General features: G+C 43.7%; 17 protein-coding genes. 4 read left to right on the plus strand and 13 right to left on the minus strand.

The window, feature by feature from the left end; all coding sequences use genetic code 11:
- Positions 1-232: 232 nt before the first annotated feature.
- The 7 genes from BMX95_RS13870 to BMX95_RS13900 all read right to left on the minus strand — a co-directional run bounded on the left by BMX95_RS13870 (position 233) and on the right by BMX95_RS13900 (position 8,161).
- Positions 233-1,315: a FecR family protein gene (locus BMX95_RS13870; RefSeq protein WP_081204617.1), complete on the minus strand. Its 1,083-nt coding sequence runs from the start codon at positions 1,313-1,315 to the stop codon at positions 233-235.
- A 76-nt stretch (positions 1,316-1,391) separates the two neighbouring features.
- A complete protein-coding gene (locus BMX95_RS13875; protein WP_165759114.1) occupies positions 1,392-1,988 on the minus strand; it encodes an RNA polymerase sigma-70 factor in 597 nt (198 codons plus the stop codon).
- Between the two features lie 58 nt (positions 1,989-2,046).
- Positions 2,047-3,174, minus strand: a complete 1,128-nt coding sequence (locus BMX95_RS13880) for a flavin-containing monooxygenase (protein WP_081204615.1) — start codon at positions 3,172-3,174, stop codon at positions 2,047-2,049.
- Positions 3,175-3,274: 100 nt separating this feature from the next.
- Positions 3,275-4,234 (minus strand): retropepsin-like aspartic protease, encoded by a 960-nt coding sequence (locus BMX95_RS13885; protein ID WP_081204614.1) that lies wholly within the window; start codon positions 4,232-4,234, stop codon positions 3,275-3,277.
- A 128-nt stretch (positions 4,235-4,362) separates the two neighbouring features.
- Positions 4,363-5,439 (minus strand): alpha/beta fold hydrolase, encoded by a 1,077-nt coding sequence (locus BMX95_RS13890; RefSeq protein ID WP_081204613.1) that lies wholly within the window; start codon positions 5,437-5,439, stop codon positions 4,363-4,365.
- Between the two features lie 28 nt (positions 5,440-5,467).
- Positions 5,468-6,898 carry a SusD/RagB family nutrient-binding outer membrane lipoprotein gene (locus BMX95_RS13895; RefSeq protein WP_081204922.1) on the minus strand — a complete coding sequence of 477 codons (1,431 nt, stop codon included), beginning with the start codon at positions 6,896-6,898 and terminating at the stop codon, positions 5,468-5,470.
- Between the two features lie 9 nt (positions 6,899-6,907).
- Complete coding sequence (locus BMX95_RS13900; RefSeq protein ID WP_244898103.1) at positions 6,908-8,161, minus strand: TonB-dependent receptor domain-containing protein; 1,254 nt, start codon at positions 8,159-8,161, stop codon at positions 6,908-6,910.
- 21 nt (positions 8,162-8,182) lie between these two features.
- Between BMX95_RS13900 and BMX95_RS34965 the strand changes: the two genes are divergently transcribed.
- Positions 8,183-8,512, plus strand: coding sequence for a hypothetical protein (locus BMX95_RS34965; RefSeq protein WP_177193690.1), 330 nt, complete (start codon positions 8,183-8,185; stop codon positions 8,510-8,512).
- A 77-nt stretch (positions 8,513-8,589) separates the two neighbouring features.
- Here BMX95_RS34965 and BMX95_RS13910 read toward each other — a convergent pair whose 3' ends face one another.
- The 6 genes from BMX95_RS13910 to BMX95_RS13935 all read right to left on the minus strand — a co-directional run bounded on the left by BMX95_RS13910 (position 8,590) and on the right by BMX95_RS13935 (position 13,395).
- Positions 8,590-9,969 carry an IPT/TIG domain-containing protein gene (locus BMX95_RS13910; protein ID WP_081204610.1) on the minus strand — a complete coding sequence of 460 codons (1,380 nt, stop codon included), beginning with the start codon at positions 9,967-9,969 and terminating at the stop codon, positions 8,590-8,592.
- A gap of 213 nt (positions 9,970-10,182) precedes the next feature.
- A complete protein-coding gene (locus BMX95_RS13915; protein ID WP_207631730.1) occupies positions 10,183-10,593 on the minus strand; it encodes a hypothetical protein in 411 nt (136 codons plus the stop codon).
- Between the two features lie 227 nt (positions 10,594-10,820).
- Positions 10,821-11,477, minus strand: a complete 657-nt coding sequence (locus tag BMX95_RS13920) for a CPBP family intramembrane glutamic endopeptidase (protein ID WP_081204609.1) — start codon at positions 11,475-11,477, stop codon at positions 10,821-10,823.
- Positions 11,478-11,628: 151 nt separating this feature from the next.
- The gene (locus BMX95_RS13925) at positions 11,629-12,195 is read right to left on the minus strand and encodes a hypothetical protein (RefSeq protein ID WP_081204608.1); all 567 of its coding nucleotides are present in this window, start codon (positions 12,193-12,195) and stop codon (positions 11,629-11,631) included.
- Between the two features lie 166 nt (positions 12,196-12,361).
- The gene (locus BMX95_RS13930) at positions 12,362-12,871 is read right to left on the minus strand and encodes a hypothetical protein (RefSeq protein WP_081204607.1); all 510 of its coding nucleotides are present in this window, start codon (positions 12,869-12,871) and stop codon (positions 12,362-12,364) included.
- A gap of 95 nt (positions 12,872-12,966) precedes the next feature.
- Positions 12,967-13,395, minus strand: a complete 429-nt coding sequence (locus BMX95_RS13935) for a hypothetical protein (protein ID WP_090519413.1) — start codon at positions 13,393-13,395, stop codon at positions 12,967-12,969.
- A gap of 372 nt (positions 13,396-13,767) precedes the next feature.
- Here BMX95_RS13935 and BMX95_RS13940 point away from each other — a divergent pair, with 372 nt between their 5' ends.
- The 3 genes from BMX95_RS13940 to BMX95_RS13950 all read left to right on the plus strand — a co-directional run bounded on the left by BMX95_RS13940 (position 13,768) and on the right by BMX95_RS13950 (position 21,731).
- Positions 13,768-14,226: a hypothetical protein gene (locus BMX95_RS13940; RefSeq protein ID WP_081202956.1), complete on the plus strand. Its 459-nt coding sequence runs from the start codon at positions 13,768-13,770 to the stop codon at positions 14,224-14,226.
- Between the two features lie 303 nt (positions 14,227-14,529).
- Complete coding sequence (locus BMX95_RS13945) at positions 14,530-18,477, plus strand: beta strand repeat-containing protein (RefSeq protein ID WP_165759037.1); 3,948 nt, start codon at positions 14,530-14,532, stop codon at positions 18,475-18,477.
- 92 nt (positions 18,478-18,569) lie between these two features.
- Positions 18,570-21,731: a histidine kinase dimerization/phosphoacceptor domain -containing protein gene (locus tag BMX95_RS13950; protein ID WP_081202958.1), complete on the plus strand. Its 3,162-nt coding sequence runs from the start codon at positions 18,570-18,572 to the stop codon at positions 21,729-21,731.

Below are 21,731 nucleotides of genomic sequence, written 5' to 3' on the forward strand. Positions count from 1 at the left end.
TCCTGCCCGTACTTCCGGGCATAGTGATGCCCACAAGTCGAATTATTTTCATACCTTGTTGTTGAGAAGTTAATAATTGAGGGCATAGCATAGCTTTTCCACGAGACATGCTTTTGCCGTCTTTTTTAGCTGTTAGCGGGAAATGTTAGCGCATTTCCCGTTTTTATTATGTGTATAGGCTGTTATGTTATGTGAGTCATAAGCAATCGTTTTTTCGTTAGAAAAGCAGTTATTATTGAATGGTTACTGTGTTATCGATCTTGTTGATCTTATAATGAAACGGATAGGAAAGGCTTAGGGCGTCCAATGCTTCTGTAATACTTTCATTGCTAAATGTACCGGTAAACTTTTTAGACAATATTGAACTATTCTTCACGTCCAGCTTTACATTGAACCAACGTTCGATATCCCGGGAAAGTTCTTCGAAGGTTTTCCCACGAAATATCAATTTATTGTTTACCCATGATGTTTCTACAATTGCACTGTCTACAGGTGCATACCCAATAAAGGAAACCAGTATGGAAGGACGCGTTTCCCCGCCCTGGGTTGCATTGCCGGCATTTGTATTTTTATCTGGCGTTTTACTTACTATAGATATTTTATCATGGGGTCTCAGGATTAGTTTTTCCTGCGGGCGGCCGGGAAATGTAACCTCAATGGAACCACGTATAAGCGCGGCCTCGGCAATGTAGTCACCCTGGTAAGCTTTCACATTAAAAATTGTACCCAATACCTTTATATCCATTTTTCCCGTATGCACTACAAACGGCATTTTCTCGTTGTGCGCAACATCGAAGTAAGCCTCTCCCGTAAGCGTGAGCTCGCGGGTACCTTTCCCATAATTTTCATCGTAGTTGATCCTGCTGCCCACATTGAGCCAGACCTGGGTACCATCCGGCAGTTCAATTTTTGATTTAGAACCGTTCTTTGTAGATACGATATTCTTTTGCACGGATGATTTTAACGGGGCTGGTTTCCATAACCAGACCGCTGTTAGTACCACTATAAAAATGGCCGCTATAGCAGCCATATACCGAACCAACATACGCACCTTTCCTGTACGGCCTGGTAACCCGATGCGTTCATCCTGTTGTGACATTTTCTTACGCAGGCCTTCCCAGGCCGTTGTCACCTCCTCACTGGCAGGCGCTGTTGTTGCTGACATTGGTATCTCCCAGCATTCATCGATCTGCTTCAGCAGGCTGAGATCGTCAGGAGACACAGCCAGGTGCTGATTTAACTCTAACTGCTCTTCCGGTGTGGCTTCGCCTGATTTAATTTTTGCCAATAAATCGAAAAACCTGGTCTTTTCCATAAAATTGATGCCAATAACCCTAAAGACCGGGAAAAGGTCCCCTTACCCTGAAGCGGGCTACAAATATTTTTTTTGGTTATTTACGGGAGCTGTCAGACTGGTAGGATTTACTCCCGTTAATGGAATGGCTTTGCAATGCCTCCCCTATTTTTCTGAGTGCCAGCGACATTTGCGTTTCCACTGTTTTTATGGAGATGTTCAGCAGATCGGCGGTTTCCCGGTATTTCAACCCATCTTCCTTCACCAACAGAAAAATGAGGCGGCAACGGGGTGGCAGGCCGTTGATGGCAGACTGGATTATGCGAATGTTTTCCGCTGAGATAAGGGCTGTTTCAGGATCTATCTGCATGGCGACACCCGCATCAAGCACGGCATCGTCTATACTGATCTGTGGGATCGTCTTTGCTTTTTCCAGATAATCCAGGGCTTTATGCTTGGCAGCTACCAACAGGTAATAGCTCAGGTTATTAACGGCAGGCAGTACTTTCCTGTTCTCCCATAACTTCAGAAAAACATCTTCTACTGCTTCTTCGGCAGTTTCCCGGTTCTTAAGAATAGCAGTGGTAAATATTAATAGGCGGGGATAAAATTGCCTGAAAAGTTTGCCAAAAGCCGCTTCATCATTCGATTCCGCTATCCGCAGACAGAGTTGATTTATAGAAGCAGTTGGCATAGCAATTAACACTTTACAAACACAATGTACTGGATTTTTCTTATTTAATAAATCGGATCTACTTACGTGCAATATCCTTTGCGATCTTCCTGGCGTCCGCACTGATCTCACGGATCTGACCGGTAGGACTGATATAGTAACCACAGAAATAACAACCATCCTTACCGAAATATTGTTGGCGGTTAATGCTTACCCGAAGATCTTCGAAACGTTCCCTGTTTAATTCAAGGATCTTTATTTCATCCTGACTGTAGCCAATACAGGCAATAATGGCGTCGAAGGATTGTGGTGCGCCTTCTTTAAAATGAACCAGATTGCCTTCTATAAAATCAAGATCTCCTACAATTTTGATGTGTCCTTTACGGATCAGTTGAATGGTGCCAATATCCAATACAGGCGACTTTCCTTCCCGTTGAACCTGTTCCAATGGGCCATATGGTTTTTTTTTCAACCCTAATCTGGTTATATCACCAATAATAGCATTTATCAATGGTGCACTCAACAGATCGGCTATACGAGGTGGTAGAAAACGCAGTATTAAACTCAACTCCAGGATAGGCACCCCCAGCATATCGCGGGGAACTATATTTACAGGAGAACGTACAGCCATAAATGGCGTAGCGCCCTGTTCAAAGAGGTCAATCGCAATTTCACAGGCCGAGTTACCAAAACCAATTACCAGCACATGCTGACCGGCAAAATCCCTACCCGTTTTGTAGGCTGAGCTATGTACTATCTTCCCGGGGAAAGTTTCCATTCCCTGTAACACAACAGGTTTCGGCTTTCCGAAAGGGCCGGTAGCCATTACCAGATTTTTAGACTGAAATATTCCATTGGTAGTTTGCGTGATCCAATAGTCCCCTTCTTTTTTAATAGCTGTGGCAACAGTATTAAAAACCGGCTGAATATTGAATGCCTGTTGGTAGTCGTTCAAATAATCAATTACCTGTTGCCGGTTTGGATAGCGGGGGCTGTTTGCACCGAATTTCTTATACGGTAACTGCGACACCCGTTTGTTGGTATGCAGGTGCAATCGGTCATAGTGGTTATGCCAGGCACTGGCTACCCGGCCATTCTTTTCTATAATAATATATTCAATGCCCTGCTGCTGCAAACAGGCAGCAGTTGCCAACCCCGAAATACCGGCTCCAACAATCAGCGTATTGGTTTGCGTAAATGGCTGCATGAGTGGTTATATATGAATTTGCAGGTAATTTAAATTTACGATAAAAAAAGAGCCTGCAAATCATTTCGATTTGCAGGCTTTAAAGGTTATGCCAAATATTTTATAGATTAAAGCTTCGAACCCTCTTGACCTTCCTGGGAATTTCTCCATTTGATACGTACATTTTTTTGTTCACGAAATCAATGATCACAAATTTAAAATCGGAGAAAAAGCGGGCGCCTAAAAGCTTATCTTTATCAACATCCGTAGTGCTAACTTCATAGTCAAAATATTTATTGCCTTTAAAGGAGAAAATGGCATGTTCATATAAATAAAATCTGGTATTTACTACCCCTGCAATGGTAGAGCTGGTGCCCGTTCCCTTGAATACATATCTGTTCTTTACCAACGGGGTAAAGGAAGCGGGTGGCAAAGTCAAATCTCCATTATAGCCAAAATCCACGTTTACCTTTTCCTTCTGTACATCATCTATTAACATCTCTACTTCGATATCTCCGTGTCGGCCAAATTTAGCAGGAAAAGGTTTGGCATCATTCAACCCTACAATAGAATCCATCGTAGTAGCAAAGGTGATCTGCTTATGCTCAAAATCAATTTTCCAGATTCCCTTTTTCAGCATGTTATAACCCAACAGGCCCTGATCCGTCCCACTTCGGTGCGGCACGGGCATAAATGGTACATCCCTGAAATTAAGATCTCCTACCCGAACATTATCTGCCACTAAATAGTGGCCCATAATCGCTTGTCCGTTAGGCGTATGACGGACTTTGTCTGGCGTATTGGTTTCGCGGATATCCTTGAGAGTTGATTTTGTAAGGGTATCAAGCACGGTATTCGCCCCATTATCCAACTTTAATTTCACCGGCGTGCCTTCTTTTCCCCAATAAGTATTGATGATAATGCTTCCCTCTACAAATTCAAAAGGAATGGTAGTCTTTATGTCAGACTCTTTTACACTTTCGTTATTCCGGATACTTTCCAACTTAACTTTGGGTATTTGAGCAATAGTGGGAACGGTAAAAATCAATAAACTGCCAGCCAGCAGACGCATTCTTTTCATAGGATCTAATTATTATAATTGAATCAGTGCGCTAAATAAAATAAAAAAATCTGGAATACAAAGCGGTTATCGCTCCGGGATCAATTAATCAAAGCCTCATATAAAACGGATACAACGTAAATCTTCGTTTATTTCTTTTCAGAGATCTCCAGCAATTCTTTCAGGTACATATCCCACATCGGCGGATTGGAGTGGGTGCCGTGTCCTGATGTTTTATCAGAAGTAGGAATAAGGATATATCTGCCTTTGCGCATTCTTTTGATCACCGGCTCCATCAGGTTTAACTCTGGTGGATTCACTTCATCATCTGCCGAATTAACTGCAAATGTAGGTACCAGGATCTTTTCGATCTCCGGCTCAGGATTGTAATTGCGTGAAGCATCAAAGGCGTAGATCACATCGTTGGCATCGAGTGTGGAAAGATACCGGGCTTTTGTTCTGGCAAGGTTCTCTTCCGCTTTTTCGCGGGTAGGCGCGCCTTTTTGCATTTGGAGCGGTGCACTTACCATGAAAATGAGGGAAGAGATGGCACCGGTAAGTCCTACTTTGGGTTCGCTCGTATACTCACCGCCTTTCCATTCAGGGTCCATCATAATAAGGTCGATAGCCATTTTGCGTACCATCCTGTTCCTGCCGGCAATTTCAACGGGCAGACTGGCCAGCGGCATCAGCGCATCCATAAAGGCGGGATACATTTCCCCCCATACCCAGGTATGCATGCCGCCCATGGAAGTTCCCATTACCAGCCGCAGGTGGTTAACACCAAGGTGCTGCGTAAGCAACAGGTAATCGGCTTTCACCATGTCGTTGTAGGTGTATTTAGGAAATTTCATATGCAGGCCATTGCTGGGCTTGCTGCTTTTGCCGTGCCCAATGGCATCGGGCATTATGATGTAATACTTTGTAGCATCGAGCAACTGGCCGGCACCGAACAGGTTGCCGGCAAAACGATCGTTAATAAACTGCTGACCGGTACCGGTAGTACCATGCATCACGATCACGGCATTGGTGGTTTGGCCTTTCTCGTTTTTCTTCGGGGTGCCCATGGTGTAATAATGCAGGTTCAATTCCGGCAATACTTCTTTACTTTCAAATTCAAAATTGGACACTTTAAAATCGCCTTCCACAGCAGACGGATACTTTGCCTGGCCGTTGGCATTTATTGTATATATCACCAACAATACCAGCAGGGAACATTTTGTCATAGTACGTGTTTTGTAATTAATTCAATGCTTAAAATTTATCCCAAAATAATTTGGTCTCTACTTTGTCGCCGCCTATATCACTAGCCGCTTTGGTATAATTATCGCCGTTGAGTTGTTGTTCGATACCCGGATAGGACAACCGGTTGGGGAATCCTGATTTAGCGTTTACAGGGGGAGGCAATTTCGGATAATCCAACCTTCTCAATTCCACCCAGCCTTCGTAAGGGCGATTATACAGGGCGATCCATTTCTGGAACCCGATCTTTTGCCGCCACTCGCCCGCGGCCGTTGTATAGGCTACATCGCTCCTGGCAAGATACGTATCTGCATCGGCATTGGTGCCACCCCACCAAAGGATAGAGGCCCGGATCGCTTTTTTATAATGATCTTCAGCCGTTCCGCCTACCGCGTATCCACGCTCTACGGCTTCTGCCCGGATAAATTCCGTTTCTACATAGTCGGCCATGATATTAACAGCGTCTGGTAAAGCTATTTTGGCAGCAGGCTTCGAAATAGTGGCGAAAGACACCACTTCCCCTACTACTGAACCAACATACTGACCGGCATTGTTGGTGCCGAAAAATTGTGTTTTGCGGGGATCAGCCATGTTGTTCAATACATCCATCAGGTCTTTGGCGGCAATAAAATCTGACCGCCCGGAGGATATTATCTGGTCATACAAAGGGTTATTGTTAGGGGCGCTGGCAAGGTATTTGAAAACAGCGTTATCGGCAGCTGAGTCGATCGCTTTGGGGCTTGCGCTCTCAATAGCTGCTTTTGCAGTGGCATTGTCCACATCGGCGATTACAATGGCCATCCGCATGTACAGGGTGTTGGCAAAATTGATCCATTTGCGAACGTTACCCCCGTACAGGAAATCCTGAGTAGTTGAAAAACCACTGTAGCCTGTATTCAGCTTGCTGATATCGTCTGCCAGTTTTTTTAGAATATCTGCATAGACCGTTTTGGCGTCGTCGTAGACGGGGAAGAAGTTAGTCTTGTCCAGTGCTTCCTTATAGGGAATATTGCCAAAGCTGTTGACCAGCACCCCCCAGGTGTATACCTCAATAATATCGAGCATGGCCAGCTGGTTCGTTTTGACTCCATCCGGCAGGTCTGGGTCAGCTGTTACATACCGTTTGGCGTCTCTCAGATCACCCAGGATATCCCGGTTCATCCGTGCCCACCAGGCGGCATTAATAGCCCTGGTGTTAAAATCATATTGTGCTTCTTCCTGATTGGTAGCCTGCGACCAGTGTTTTATTACATGCCTGAATATATTCACATTTACATTGGCGGAAGCGAAACCATCGGAGAGGTTTTTAACGGCATTGTTTAACAAGGTACCGGCAGGTACGTACGGTGGTTTTTTAGTTTCGCGGTTAAGCTCATCTATCTTTTTTGTACAGGAGACTACCAGCAACAAGGCAGCCATCCATAACTTATATACTGTTTTCATACTGATCATTTAAAATTTCACCTTAATGTTTGCTCCGATGTTACGGGAAGTAGGATAGGCGCCGCTCTGGTAGCCCTGTACATTCCCGGCAGACAGGTTCTCTTCCGGATCAGCATAAGGCACGTTCTTGTGAATAAGCCAGAGGTTGCGGCCTATGAACGAGATATCTACCCCCTTGATGTATTTCTTTACCCCATTGAGTAGTTTGGAAGGCAGCGTATACGTGATGTTGGCCTCCCGCAATTTTATATAACTGGCGTCATAAACAAACTCCGATTGCGGCAATACCGTACTGGTGGCGGAAACAATAGTTACCCGTTTGGTATTCTCCTTGCCATCATCGGTAACTCCCGGTAGTATAATGCCGCCACCCTGCGCAACAGGCAATCGTTTATCATTGCCGAGGTCATTCAGGCCAACAGATTCAGGCAGGAAACCTCCATTTTGACCGTAATACATATCCAGTGAGAATACATCGCCGCCCTTACGAACATCTACCAGGAAGCTCAGGGTCAAATTCTTATACCTGAAACTATTCAGCACCCCACCAATCCAGTCGGGGTTTACATTACCGATAATATTGTTGGTAGTGGTAGAAACGGGATAGAGCCCGCTGCTGTTCACCAGGCGTTTACCATCCAGGAACTGAAAGGTATTGCTTTGCAGTTCGCCATAAGGCCGTCCGATGGTTGCATTGAGTGTTACCCCACCCTGGAAAGAAGCCATCAGCAGGTTTTTGCTGTTTTGGTACAGCTCCAATACTTTGTTCCGGTTGCGGGTGAAGTTGACATTCATATTCCAGGAGAAATCCCGGGTGCTCACCGGCGAACCGAACAGGGACAGTTCTATACCCTTGTTTTCGACATTGCCCGCATTGATCATCACACTGGAATAACCGATACTGGTGGTGGTAGCCACTGGAAAAATCTGGTCCACCGTATTGGTGTGATAATAAGTAACATCAAAACCAAGGCGATTATGCAGGAAAGCCATTTCCAACCCCACTTCCTTGCTGGTTGTTTTCTCCGGTCTCAGGTTGGCGTTGTTTTTGGTGTTTGGCAAAGAGAATAAGATATAGGTGCCCGAAGGCGTGTAAAAAGGCGCAGGTTGATCATATACATCGGCAAGGCTTAACGGCGGCGCATCATTACCCACGGTAGCATAGTTGGCACGCAATTTACCAGTGCTTAACCAGCTCCATTTTTGCAGGTGTTTGGAAAACACCCAGCTGCCCGAAATGGCATGGTATACATAAGAGTTCATGCTCTTAGGCAGGGTGGAAGAATGATCATTGCGAATGAAACCGCTGACCTTTGTTTTGAAGACAAAACCAATAAAACCCATCCCTATCAGGGAAAGTTCCGGCAGGGATATCATGCAACGGATTTGTTGCAGCATGCATTTCAAATAGATGGTGTTTATACGGGCTACGACGTGAGCAGAAAAAAGCTCGTTATTACCTGTGTCGATCAAACTGATGACAGGATCTATATCGACAATAAACAGGTTCCTTTATATGATTTTTTGGAAACGCCATTACCGGTATCGGATTTGTTCATCAACCGTTCACCCAAAGCGGGAACCCTGGAGCCGGTAAAGTTTCAAACCATTTGATACAAAAAAGAGGACGTACCGGAATGCCTGGTACGTCCTCCCTCACTATAATAAACTACACCGGGTGCGCCCGGTAGTTATTGCATCGAAATCTTTCGGATCAATGCGTTGGTAAAATCTGCCACATAACAATTACCCTTGTTATCGATGCCAATGCCGCTGGGGCCATAAAAAGTTGCTATATCGACGGTTCCATTGGTTGCGCCAAAAAAACCGGTACCAGCAAGGGTAGTCACAACGCCGCCGGGTGTTATTTTACGAATTCGTTGGCCATAGGTTTCCGTTACGTATAAATTGCCATTGCTGTCGAACCGGAGGCCATTGGGATTATCAAAGCTGGCGCCTGTGCCTGTTCCGTTGGTACCACCAACAGTACCACTACCGGCAAAGGTGCTCACGGTACCGTCTGGGGTAATTTTACGGATCTTATTATTACCCTGATAGGTTCCGCCGACAGTGGTGAAGGTAAATTTACCTTCTGCCACGTACACATTGTCGTTGCCGTCTATCGCCAAACCGGCTGGAAGGCAGAACGACGCTGAAGCACCGACACCATCCTTTCCGCCAGGAATGCTGTTACCAGCCAGGGTAGTTACCACGCCGGCAGGGGTGATCTTTTTTATTTTACAGTTGCCATTGTCCACTACAAGCACATTTCCGTTTTTATCTACACCAATGCCCTGCAACCACCCGAATTTGGCAGCAGTACCTGTTCCATCTACATCCCCATAGGTGCTACCGGCCAAAGTAGTAACAACGCCCGCCTGTGTAACCTTCCTCACTCTGTTGTTTCCCGCATCGGTCACATACAGCGTGCCGGCCGCATCGATGGCAATACCAGTTAAGTTGTTAAAAAAGGGACCTATACCCGTTCCATCATCTGCACCAGCCCCGACGCCGCCAGCAAACGTAGTAACAACACCATTCGGTGTAATTTTGCGAATGGCATTATTGTAGCTGTCGGCAATATAAATATTCCCATTGGCATCTGTCACTGCATCTGAAGGGCCATGAAAACTGGCCGCCGTGCCAATACCATCAGCAAAACCAGATTTTCCACTGATGCCCGCCAGCGTGCTTACTACATAACTGGAATCATACGTAAACACCGGGCCGGTAATGACGGTTCCGTTAATGTACACCGTTACCTTCCCTGTCCCTGCACCCAGCGGTACCTTTACCAGCAGCTGTGTTTTACTGGCAGAAGTCAGCTCTGCTTTTATGCCATTGAAAAACACACTATCCTGTTTCAGCGTATCACTAAAACCCGAGCCGAATATGCGTATTAATGAGCTGGCGGGTCCATTAGAAGGCAACAACGCGCTTACAACCGGAATAGCGACGGTATCCTTTGGTGGGTTGGAAGAAGATCCGGAATCGCTCTTGCTGCAGGCTAACAACATAAAACCAGCGGCAACACACACGCACAACAGGGTGCGGTAAAAAGTTATTTTCATGGGATTGGCTTTACTATTTTGATATTGACGGCGAAACTAATAAAGTGAATGAAATATTGATATACGAGTTTGTAACTGCGCAGTTTCGGCAAAAATCCGCGTCAATATCGACCATAAGATGCTTTACATGATAAGTTGCTATTGGTAAAAACAATGCAGGCCAACATTTATAAAAAAAGCCGATACAACAAATGTGTTGTACCGGCTTTCTATTTATTGCTTTACAAATTTATACTTTATCATTTCATCGGGATCACCTTTCCATATAAACAGATCCCAGGGTGGTCTGTTCTCTGAAAATCCTTGTCCGGACAGGTAGAACTCAATTCCGCCTTTTCCATCTCTATTCATCAAGGTATAGGTAATTTCTAATCCGGTACTTACCCCACCTGTAATTCCATTATTTACATTATTAATGATCTTCCAGGAGCCATCTGCATTCAGCTTCTCTGTAGTATCCTTTGCCATACTAACAATAGAATTATTCAATCCCTGTAAAACACAAGTGCCATCTGCTTTTATTGTAATTCTGGCGCCATCAACTGCCTGCCAAACGCCCACAAAATCGCTCTTGTCAAAATGGTGTTCCCGACAACCCAATAGTGACAGGATAAATCCAAACATAACGTATTTTAATCTCAGCATTGTCCGTATATACATGCTATTAAAAAAATCAAATATAACATTCCAATTGATTTCTTTCACAAACAATAACAGTCCCAGTCATTATTTGGATTAAGTCACCAACCAATTCAAAAATATTTGGAGAAGGGGCGAATTTGGTGGATACACGAGGGTGCCAGACAACTTGGACAAGCCGAAATAATAGGACTATAGGAATTCTCATTTTCCTATAGATATCCATATCGAAACAATGTCAGCATCACCGTATCATAAGTGGCATGAAAAAAGATCAAATACCATAAATTGCCCTTGAATAGTTTGTACAAGGCAAGCATTAGAATGGCCCCGATAAATATACTGATCAACGCAGAACCACCTTCCTGAAAATGATAAGCAGTAAACAATATGCTTTGAATAATACCGGCCATCCAAAACCCGCGTCTGGTATTTCCAAAGGACCGCCGCAACAGTGTCAGAATCAATCCACGAAAGATTATCTCTTCATAGGGAATTACCAGTAACCAGGCAATCATCAACAGTCCGAAAAATTGGTTTTGATTATGCCGGATACCTTCAAAATCACTAAGATTTGCCGGGGGCAACCCGGTAAGTTTTAGGATCAAAGGTCCAAGAATAAAATATAAGACTAAGCCCCAGATAACCCCGAGCATACTGCCAATTATCATTGCCCGCCAACTAAGGTCTTTCCAGCGGAAACCAATATCAGCAAAAGTTTGTTTATAATAACGCAGGTACAGGTAGGTGATCAGCAAAATCACCGGAGGATAGATGATCATAGGCAAGCCTGCCACATGCGGCAAAATACAAACGAACGCAATTATAAACGCATCTGTCCATCGAAAGGGAAGCAATCGTTCTTTCATTACATATGAATATATAAATAAGCATTAGTAGTTATTCGATGCTTAACATTACACTCATTGGCAGATTATTTCGTTTCCTGTCCGGAAGGTGTATATGCACAAAAAAAGCGCTGAATTTCAGCGCCTTCTGTTTTTATTTGAGATAAATAAATCACATCATTGTTTTCTGCTTATTTAACCTGCTGCTAATGGTACAGGGAGCTACAAAAATACAATTAGTAGGTTTCCCTTTTTGCGCAAGCCCAATTTGATTAAAAGATTGCCTTAGTGTTAAAGTCTGACTATTCAATATTTTAATTGCTAACTCATTTACAGTCGCCTTGCTGACAGGATCTACAGGGGTGTTTGGTTCTTTTAACCTGTAACAGTTTACGTTTATCACAAATAGAATTGGCAGTACGATGTGAATTTTATTCTTTTTGCAATAGGCAACATAGCGTTTATCCCAGATCTTTAGCGGATCGGCAAGCAGGCTTTCAATGCGCTTTTTATAAACGGCATTTAAATCGCCTGAAATAAAGGTGGATATCGATTGTGAGGAGAAACTAATTTCCAGAAAATGAATTCCGGTATAACAGGTGTCTACAAAAGGTTCAGAGTAAAATTGACGTTGTAGATAGGTTGCCAGGACTGTATCAGCCGGCTCAACCGTTTGCTTTTGCTGTGCCAGGGAGGCTATAGCAATAAAATTCAAAATAAAGAACAAATAAACTTTCATGAAGTGCTTTTAAGGGTTATCGAATTTTTCAATCTGCTCAATAGCAAATACTTGGCCATTTTCTTTAACCCCATGCATTACGCAATTTTACCAAGGAGTTTTACGAATAAAAAAAGCCTCCCAATGTATGGGAAGCTTTTTCTTTTTATTCTCTCCTGTACTTAGGTTAAACTTTTTTAGCTATCTCCTTTATTTCCATTTCGGTTAGACCCGTATTGGCTAAATATAAAATATATCCATCCCGCTCGCAATAGCAAAATGTATTCGTCATCATTTCATTTCCATCTTCGATTTCTCCATTAATATAGTGGTGAACCAAACCTGCTACTTCCTCTAATGGAGAACTGTCTTTTTTTATGACAGCTAATGTGCCTAATTCAAACTCCAGAGAATGGGCAACTTGCATTAGAATGTCGGAATTAACGCATTGAATGTTGTTTACAAGCACCTTCTTCTTATTAACTTTGATAACAACAACTTCGCCGATGTCGTAACTTAAAGCATCTTTTAAAGGATCAAAGTTCAAGATGTTAACATCATTGCCTTCAAATATTCTTTCCAATATCAATGTATAAAAATCCTTTACAAAAGAATGCATCTCTTTAGTAGTATCATCCACCTTTATTACTATTAAGTTCCGATTCGGGTATTCAGTTATCTTAATGTGTTCTTTCATTTTTTATGATTCGACTGCCACAGTCTATAATTATCAATACTGGATAAAAAAGTTTCCTCATAGTGTGATCGGGGTTCGGATTAATACATCGCCCCTTATATACTATTCTTTTTTCTATTTATTATTTCATATTTATCCTGATCTGCATTGTAAGAAAAAGTAAACACCTCGCTTCCACCATTGAGCAGATTAATTCCTGTAGACTTTTTCTCAACCTGGTAATCAATAATACCTACATCAAAGTTACCCTTATTTAGTTCTATAGGAAATAATTTCAAAACACTCAGGCTTTTTCTTCCTTTCATAACTGCGTCAAAATTTTCAATGTTTATGATCTTATGCTGACCCAATTTTGATGGCAGTTCAATATCGTCACATTTCCACACATAAAGTGTTTCGGTCGGAAATTTTTCCATATGCTGCATAATAGCCATTGCATATACACTGTCGGTCCCTACTTCCTTATTTCTAAATGAGGTACTTACGATCAAAGCGATTATGAACCAGATAGTTTTGACTTTCATAAATAATTATTTGATGATTGATTGAGGTACAGTGGCAATGACACCTGATTTATTGTATATATACAACCTCGCCACCGAAGAACACGAATATTCTCCAAATCGACACGGTTATTGTCCAAAACCGCACGTCTATAGAATTGTTTTGGGTTATTTTTTAAAAAACATATCTTCAATGTAATTAAACTGTACCATTAACCTTAATTCCTTCACATGAAGTTACGTCTTCCAATAATAGGCCTGTGTTTGCCCAATCACACCAGCCTCAGGGCACTTCATCTTCCTTTTTCTTTTTTACACAAGGTCCATCATTAGAACGCAACCGGTGACATTTCGGTTGAGGTACGCATTTATTATCTCAAATAAACTTTGTCTATGAAAAAAGTAAAATTCAGCCTGATTCTTTCGGCCCTGATTGCATTGACTGTAACCCAGTCCTCTGCAAAGGCAATTGCGCCATGGGACTATCCAATTACACAACATGCCAGTAAATTTACTCCGCTTCGCGCCAGAACCACATCACTTGACGATGTAACATTGCTGTTATCTAATTACGCTGATCTAGGCTTTGAGATCTGGCTGTATTCTTATGCTGGGGGTGAATCTTATTACGTTGACATTCCTTCTTACCAAAGCGGGCACAGTATTGATGTACCACTTACAGTTCCGGAAGGCAATTACGACATTACTTTTGCGTCAAATAATATCAGCACGCCAACGTACCATTTATACACGGTAGGATGCGATTTATTTGGGGAAGGTTCTGGCTATTACGTCTTTACGAACGTATCCATTTCAGGCACCCCGTCCTGCAACAAAATTACCATTGAATAGTAAGCAAGTTACTACTCAAAAGCGAAAAGCCAGACTGGAAACAGTCTGGCTTTTCGTTTAGTACACCCCCCTCGCCTATTTGTAACATTTGTTACAGGCAATTGTAACCGATGTTACAAGTTTCCCAGCTTACCAACTGCATTTTTGCGGCTACACCAAATAGTCAATCACATAACAAATTTTTCCAAAATGTTTACCACAACAACCTGGTGTTCGTCCCGGCGCAACGATGTTCATCCCATTTATTTGGGCGGCGCAGGTAATCGAAGCAAATTCGCGCCCGTAAAAAATCTTCTGATGAATATGGCTCAACGTATACTCCTATTAACCCTTTTATTTTTTGGTGCAGCCGGCACACTGTCTGCACAACTTACCTGGACGGGCGCTTCTGGTACCGATTGGGGCACAGCCTCCAACTGGTCACCGGCAGGTGTGCCCTCTACTACAACCGATGTAATTATTCCCAATACCACCAACAAACCCGTTGTGAGTGCAGCGGGGGGACAAGTAAAAACGGTAACCGTTCAAAACGGCGGCGTGCTCACTATTGCTGCAACGGCCAACCTGTTTATTTTTGGCAGCGGGTCGGCAGGGATATTGAACCTGGGAACTGTAAACAACAATGGTATCATAGATATTGGCCAAACAGGCGGTGCTACCGATTACGGTATTCAAAACAGCAACGTATTCAACAACAATGCGGGTGCACAGCTCAACATCGACGGGTGTAACATTGCCGGCATTTATGCGGTAAGCAATACGTTCAACAATGCAGGCACCATTGCCATGGGCAACTGGTCGTCAGTTGGTGCTTTGCTAACAGACCTCGGCACCGGTACATTAAGCAACAATACCGGCGGCATCATAAAAGGCGCAGGTACTATAAGCACATCCCGCTTTACCAACGCCGGTGGCTCCCTGGGGCCTGAATACTGGGATAGGGGACGTGCTACTGGTATTATAACCTTCAACGCAGCAGTAAACTTTGCCAACACACCCCTTAAGATAGATGTAAACGGCACCACCGCAAATATCTTATATGACCAGATTGCAGTAGCTGGGGCAGTGACCCTCGGCAGCAACCTGGCAGTTACAATAGGTTATACGCCTGCTGATGGCGATGAAATAACTTTTTTAACCGGTTCGTCAATTACGGGAACGTTCAATAGCATTACGGGTGTACCCGCAGGCTGGAGCGTTGCGTATTTTCCTGATGCAGTAAAATTAGTTTACAAAACAAATTACTGGACGGGTAGAATAAATACCGACTGGAATACCGCCGGCAACTGGAGCATAGGTATTGTACCTGCTGCCGATCAACTGGCAACGATTCCCGATGTAACAAATGACCCGGTGATCAGTACAGCAGGAAGTGTAGCAAAGTTTTTAAAGGTACTACCGGGCGGAGCCCTTACGATAGCAACAACAGGCGTTTTAACAATTGCCGGCGGCGCGGCTTTTGATCTTGATTCGTCCAATTGTATGGTCAACCAGGGCACGGTGGTGAACAATGGTACCATTACCATTGCCAACCTTACAATAGACAGAGGTTTTTCATACGGTATAAACAATGCAGCCACTTTCACCAATGCTGCAGGAGCAACCATCAATATTAATGGCATTACAACTGGTTTGGACGGGCTGTTAAACCAGGCGAGCGGAACCTTCACCAATAGCGGCACCATTTCCATTGGTGCTACGGGTGATGCCGGCGCAAGGGGTATTGAAAATATTGGCACCTTTAATAACAATACAGGTGGCCTAATCAATATAGACAGAGCCCGCAGTGTCGGACTCTACAATAATGGCATCCTCGACAACTTTGGTATTCTGAAGATCGGCGCAAACGCTGCTTCCGGAAACACCGGTATCAGAAACCTGAATAATTTTAGAACCGAAAGCGGTTCACAAATAAGCATTGACCAGGTAATATCTAACGGGCTTGCTAATAGTGGCGTATTCGACAACTCGGGCTCCCTTAAGATAGGGTCATTGACCGGTGGTAATACTTTTACTACAGGAATCAGCAACTCTAATACCTGCAGGAATTTAGGTGGCCCAATAACTATAGATCGTGTGACCACAGGCATTTCACTTACATCGAACATGGATAATTACAGGACCATTACCATTGGAGAACTGGCCAGTGTAGCAACCATGATAGACGGAAGTTCCTTCGGAAAATTCATCAACAACACAAATGGCATCTTAAAAGGTTCCGGCCTCATCAAAGCAGCTGGCTATTCGAATAACGGAGGAAAACTGGCGCCGGGTACACCCATTGGCATTATGAGTTTTAATGGTAGTACAAGCATAAATGGAGGCGGTCTGGAAATAGACCTGAATGGCACAGCCACAGCCGGTACCAGTTTTGACCAACTGGCAGTGAATGGTACGGCCACTATTACTGGAACACTGTCCGTAAATCAGAATTATACACCAGCCATTGGCGATGAAGTAACTATCATAAGCGCCACAACAATAAGCGGTGTATTTAATACTACGAATCTTCCCGCAAACTGGTATGTAAATTACAAAACAGATAAAGTGACCTTGTCTTATGGTGTAACCCAAACCACCTGGACAGGCGCCGTTAACACCGACTGGAACAATGCCGGTAACTGGAGCGCAGGTATACCCAACGCTTCGATGGATATAACCATCCCCAATGTAACCAACAGCCCGGTTGTGAATGACGAAAAAATTGCCAAATCAATCACGGTACAAACCGGGGCTTCGCTAACAATTTCTTCAACAGGCAGCTTAACCATTAATGGAAGTACCACAAACGGTTTACTGAACCTGGGAACGGTAAACAACAATGGTGTTATCACGCTTGGCAATACCGCCGCAGTGGGCGCTAACGGAATTCGTAATGAAGGAACCTTTAACAACAACACGGGCAGCCAGATAAAAATTGACCGGGTTACCACCACCAACATTTTCAACGTGTCGGGTACCTTCACCAATGCGGGTACCATAACCATTGGCGCAAATGCAGCCTCAGGAACAGATGGCATCGATAATTATGGCGTATTTAACAACAATACAGGCGCACAGATCTTTATTGACCGGGTTACAAGTGCAGGTATTTATCAACCCGGAACCGGCTTTACCAACCAGGGTAACATTACCATTGGTTCGTTGAGTAGCGGCAATACCATTGCTTATGGTATTTATACTGATAATATCTTCAACAACACCGGCGGACAAATAAATATTGATCGCGTAACTACCCCCATTACGGTCAATGCCAACGCATTTAATAATACCGGTGCTGTTACCATTGGTAAACTGGTAGCGGTAACCACCATGCTTTCAGCAACAGGTTCAGGCAGCTTTAGCAACAATACAGGTGGAGAATTTAAAGGAACAGGTACTATTGATGCAGCGCGCTTTGTAAACAACGGCGGTAAATTATCGCCCGGTTATTCACCCGGCAAACTCACCTTTACCGGCAATGAAACATTTGTCAACAGCACGTTGAATATAGAATTAGCTGGTACTGCGGTAGCCGGCACCGACTTTGACCAGGTAGCAGTAAATGGCACGGCAACATTGGGCGGCGATCTTACTGTTACGGCTATCAATGGCTTTGCCATCAAAGGCGGCCAGTCGTTTGTAATACTTACCGGCACATCGGTAACAGGCACCTTTGCTTCGGTATCTTTACCTGCAGGTGTTACCGGATCGGTGACCTATACCAGCACTTCCGCCACCCTCAACATTCTTACAGCCCTGCCCCTCACCCTGATTGAGTTTACCGGTGAAGCCAAAGGCGATCAAACATTACTGAAATGGAAAACAGCCGATGAAGAAAATACATCCGTATTTGAAATAGAGCGCAGTTCCGACGGTGTTAACCATGCAAAGATCGGATCAGTAACCGCCATGGGCGACGGTGCGCACAGTTATTCATTTACCGATGACAACCCGGCTGCAGGCAACAATTACTATCGGCTGAAAATGGTTGACAGAGACGGCAAATTCACTTACAGCAAATTGGTACTCGTTAAGTTTATAGCAGATGGTAGTATCCAAATAACACCGGTACCCGCCAATAGCTTTGTTAAACTTACCATTACCAACCAGTCGTTGATCGGTCAACCGGCGCAGATATACAATTCTGCAGGTGTTCTGGTAACGAATATTGTGCTCACCAGCAGCACCCAAATTGATATCAGCAGCTGGCCAAACGGAATTTATAATATTAAAACCGGCACAGGTACTTTTAGATTTATTAAACAATAAAAATCTAAAAATCGCAAATCAAAAAGGCCTCCCTTCCCGGGGATGGCCTTTTTTTGTATATTTTCGCTTTTAAACAACCTCGGCCCCTATTAATGATCCGTTTCTTTCCTTTTTCCTGCATCCTTACCCTATTGCTCATACACAGTTTTACTGTAGCAGCTCAAAAAATACCCAATAACCCCAGTTACATCATTAGCAAACGGTTTCTCTCCATTGAAGACGGACTGGCCTCGCACGAAGTTTTTTGCGGTCTACAGGACAATGCCGGTTTTATGTGGTTTGGCACCCGCAATGGGTTGAACCGCTATGATGGAGAGAACACGTTACTGTTTACCCGCCAGCGAAACAACCTGCAAAGCAACAAAGCGGTGCAGCTGGCAAAAGACGATGCCGGCAACCTGTTCATCGAATATGGCAGCAATGGCTTTCAGCTTACCACCAATGGTACCGTAGACGTATTGAATACCGTTACACAGGAAGTAAGAACGCTTACCGCCGCTTTTCCCAACCTGCCCTTTAAAGAACGGGATGTTTACTGGATCTCAAACGACGGCACCAATGAAGTTAATTTTCTGACTGCCTGGCCCTTCAGGCTTTGGAAGTATTCCAGCAAAAAAGGATTTACGCTTCGCTATGAAATAAAGGACTGGACACCCCATGACTCACTGGCAGTTTCCCAGTTCCGCAGCACCGGCACGCTGTGTATGTTTGCGAAAGGGAAAGCGCTGCTGAAATTAAACAACCAGCTACCACAATACTTAATATCGAACGACAAAGTAATTTCCTTTACACAAAAGGATGTACTACGATCCCTCCCCATCGGTTTCAATGAGCAGGATGAGCTTTTACTTACTTATAATTTTGCATCGAACAGCGACCACTTTTTAGTAGGTAAACTTACACCTGATGGCCAGATAACAACCCATGAAAACTGGGAAAAGAATAACCTGGATAACCTGCAGAACAGATACTGGTACCAGTCGGCCAGTGCAGAGAATGGTAAAGCCTGCGCCTTTTACATTGGTATCGATGCATTATACCTGTGGGACCAAAACGCTTTTCTGAAAATTATTGACAGGTCGGAACTAAAAGCTTTTGAAGGCCTATTTCTTTACAGGCTTTTCCCTGACAGGCAGGGTAACCTGTGGCTGTGCACCTCGCATGGGGCATTACAATTAAAAATAGAAAGGAACCGCTTTAAACAATACTTTACCAGCAGGCAACAAAGCATTCAGCGCAACAGCCAGGCCCGCGGTATTTATGCTGATAATACCGGCCGGGTAGCTGCCAACATCTGGCAGCATACGTTTCTGCAACAGCAAGGGAACATGCAATACGTGCTTAATGAAAATGAGATCAAGTATGCTATTGTAAAGCATGATGCCAAATTATATTCAGGCGGCTATAACCTGTATAGTTACAACGAAAAGAATAACAGCTTACAACCCATACCCGGCGGACTGGGAACAGAGATCTGGTCAATGTATTCCTTCAACGACAGCCTGTTGCTGTTAGGGCGCAGCAACGGCATCTCCATATACAATTCCCGCAGCAAAAAATTTGATTCCCTCTCCTATACCCCACCCAATCATGACGAGGCAAAATTCATCTACCGGTTTTTTAAAGACCATACCGATAGCCTATGGGCGGTGGCGGAGAATGGATTGTTTACTATTACCAGCAGGAACGGGAAATTATTCATTGCTAAAACCCAGTCGACATTTATAAACGGACTAAGTTTGCTCGATGCATTTGCAGATGCAGAAGGAAAGTTCTGGCTGGCCACCAATGGAGAAGGGCTGTATTTATGGAATCGAAAAACAAATACCTTTCAGCAATTCAATATTACCGCCGGTTTACCCTCCGATGTATTATACAGAATAGAACCCGACGTGTACGACAACCTTTGGATCAGCAGCGACAATGGACTTATCCGTTTTAATAAAAGAACTTTTACCGCGGCAACCTATACCAGCACCGATGGTATTTCGCACAATGAATTCAACAGGGCCTCTTCCTTTAAGGCAGCCGATGACAGATTGTTCTTCGGTGGCATAGATGGTATCAATGAACTAAACCCAAAAGACTTTATAAAAGACAGCAGCAGTTTCAATGTACCACTACGCATTATTGCTTTCAACCAGTACATAGGCGCCAAAAACGAACTGATCAATAAAACTACAGAGTTACTAAACACTTCTACTATAACCCTGGCGCCGAACGACAGGTTCTTTACCCTTGAATTTAAATTACTCGATTTTTCAAAGACTGATATACACCACTATGCTTATCAGATTGAAGGGGTCGACAAAAGCTGGAACTACATCAACGATAACTCTATCCGCATTAGTGGCCTGCCTTATGGCGAATTCACACTACATATAAAAGCGCAGAATAGTGAAGGCGCCTGGAGCAAAAGCGAGCTAACCATTCCATTGTTTGTATTAAGGCCTTTCTATTTAAAGTGGTGGTTCATTACAATACTTGTTCTGTTATTTATTGCCACCATCTACCGGGTAATAACATGGCGCACCCGAAAACTGGCTTTAGACAAGATCGCCCTGGAACATACCGTCAATGAAAGAACAGCCCTTTTGAAAAAAGCATTATCAGAACAGGAAACCCTGCTTTCAGAGAAAGATGTGCTGATGAAAGAAATTCACCACCGGGTTAAAAACAATTTGCAGGTCATATCGGGCTTATTGGAACTTCAAAGCAGGAACCTCCATGATGAAGCCGCCAAAATAGCCCTTATGGAAGGCCGCAACCGGGTAAGAAGTATTGCATTGATACACCAGAACCTGTACCAGTTCGAAAACCTGAGCGCAATAGAGTTGAGCCGGTTCGTGAAAGACCTATATAAGCAGGTGGAAGCGCTTTATAAAAAGCAACAAGAAGTGTCGATCGATATAGAAGTACCTAAGTTGTATTTAGATATTGATTCAGTGGTACCGCTTGGGCTGATCATGAATGAATTGTTATCAAATTCTTTCAAGTATGCATTCAATGAAGCAGCATACGGAAAGATCCATTTAAAGATCAATGTAGTGGCAGCAGGCAAATACCAGCTGGTCTATTCAGATAATGGCCCTGGTCTTCCTGTCAGTTTCAATCTGCATAAAGCCACTACCCTGGGCATTCAATTAATAAACGATCTGAGCCGGCAAATAGGCGGCAATGTGCAATATGAAAATAAAACAGCTCAATACACGATAAATTTTACAAACCGCGACCTGCGAAAAAACGAAGATTAA

It is taken from the genome of Niastella yeongjuensis (assembly GCF_900110245.1).
In the GTDB taxonomy this organism is placed as follows: Bacteria; Bacteroidota; Bacteroidia; order Chitinophagales; family Chitinophagaceae; genus Niastella; species Niastella yeongjuensis.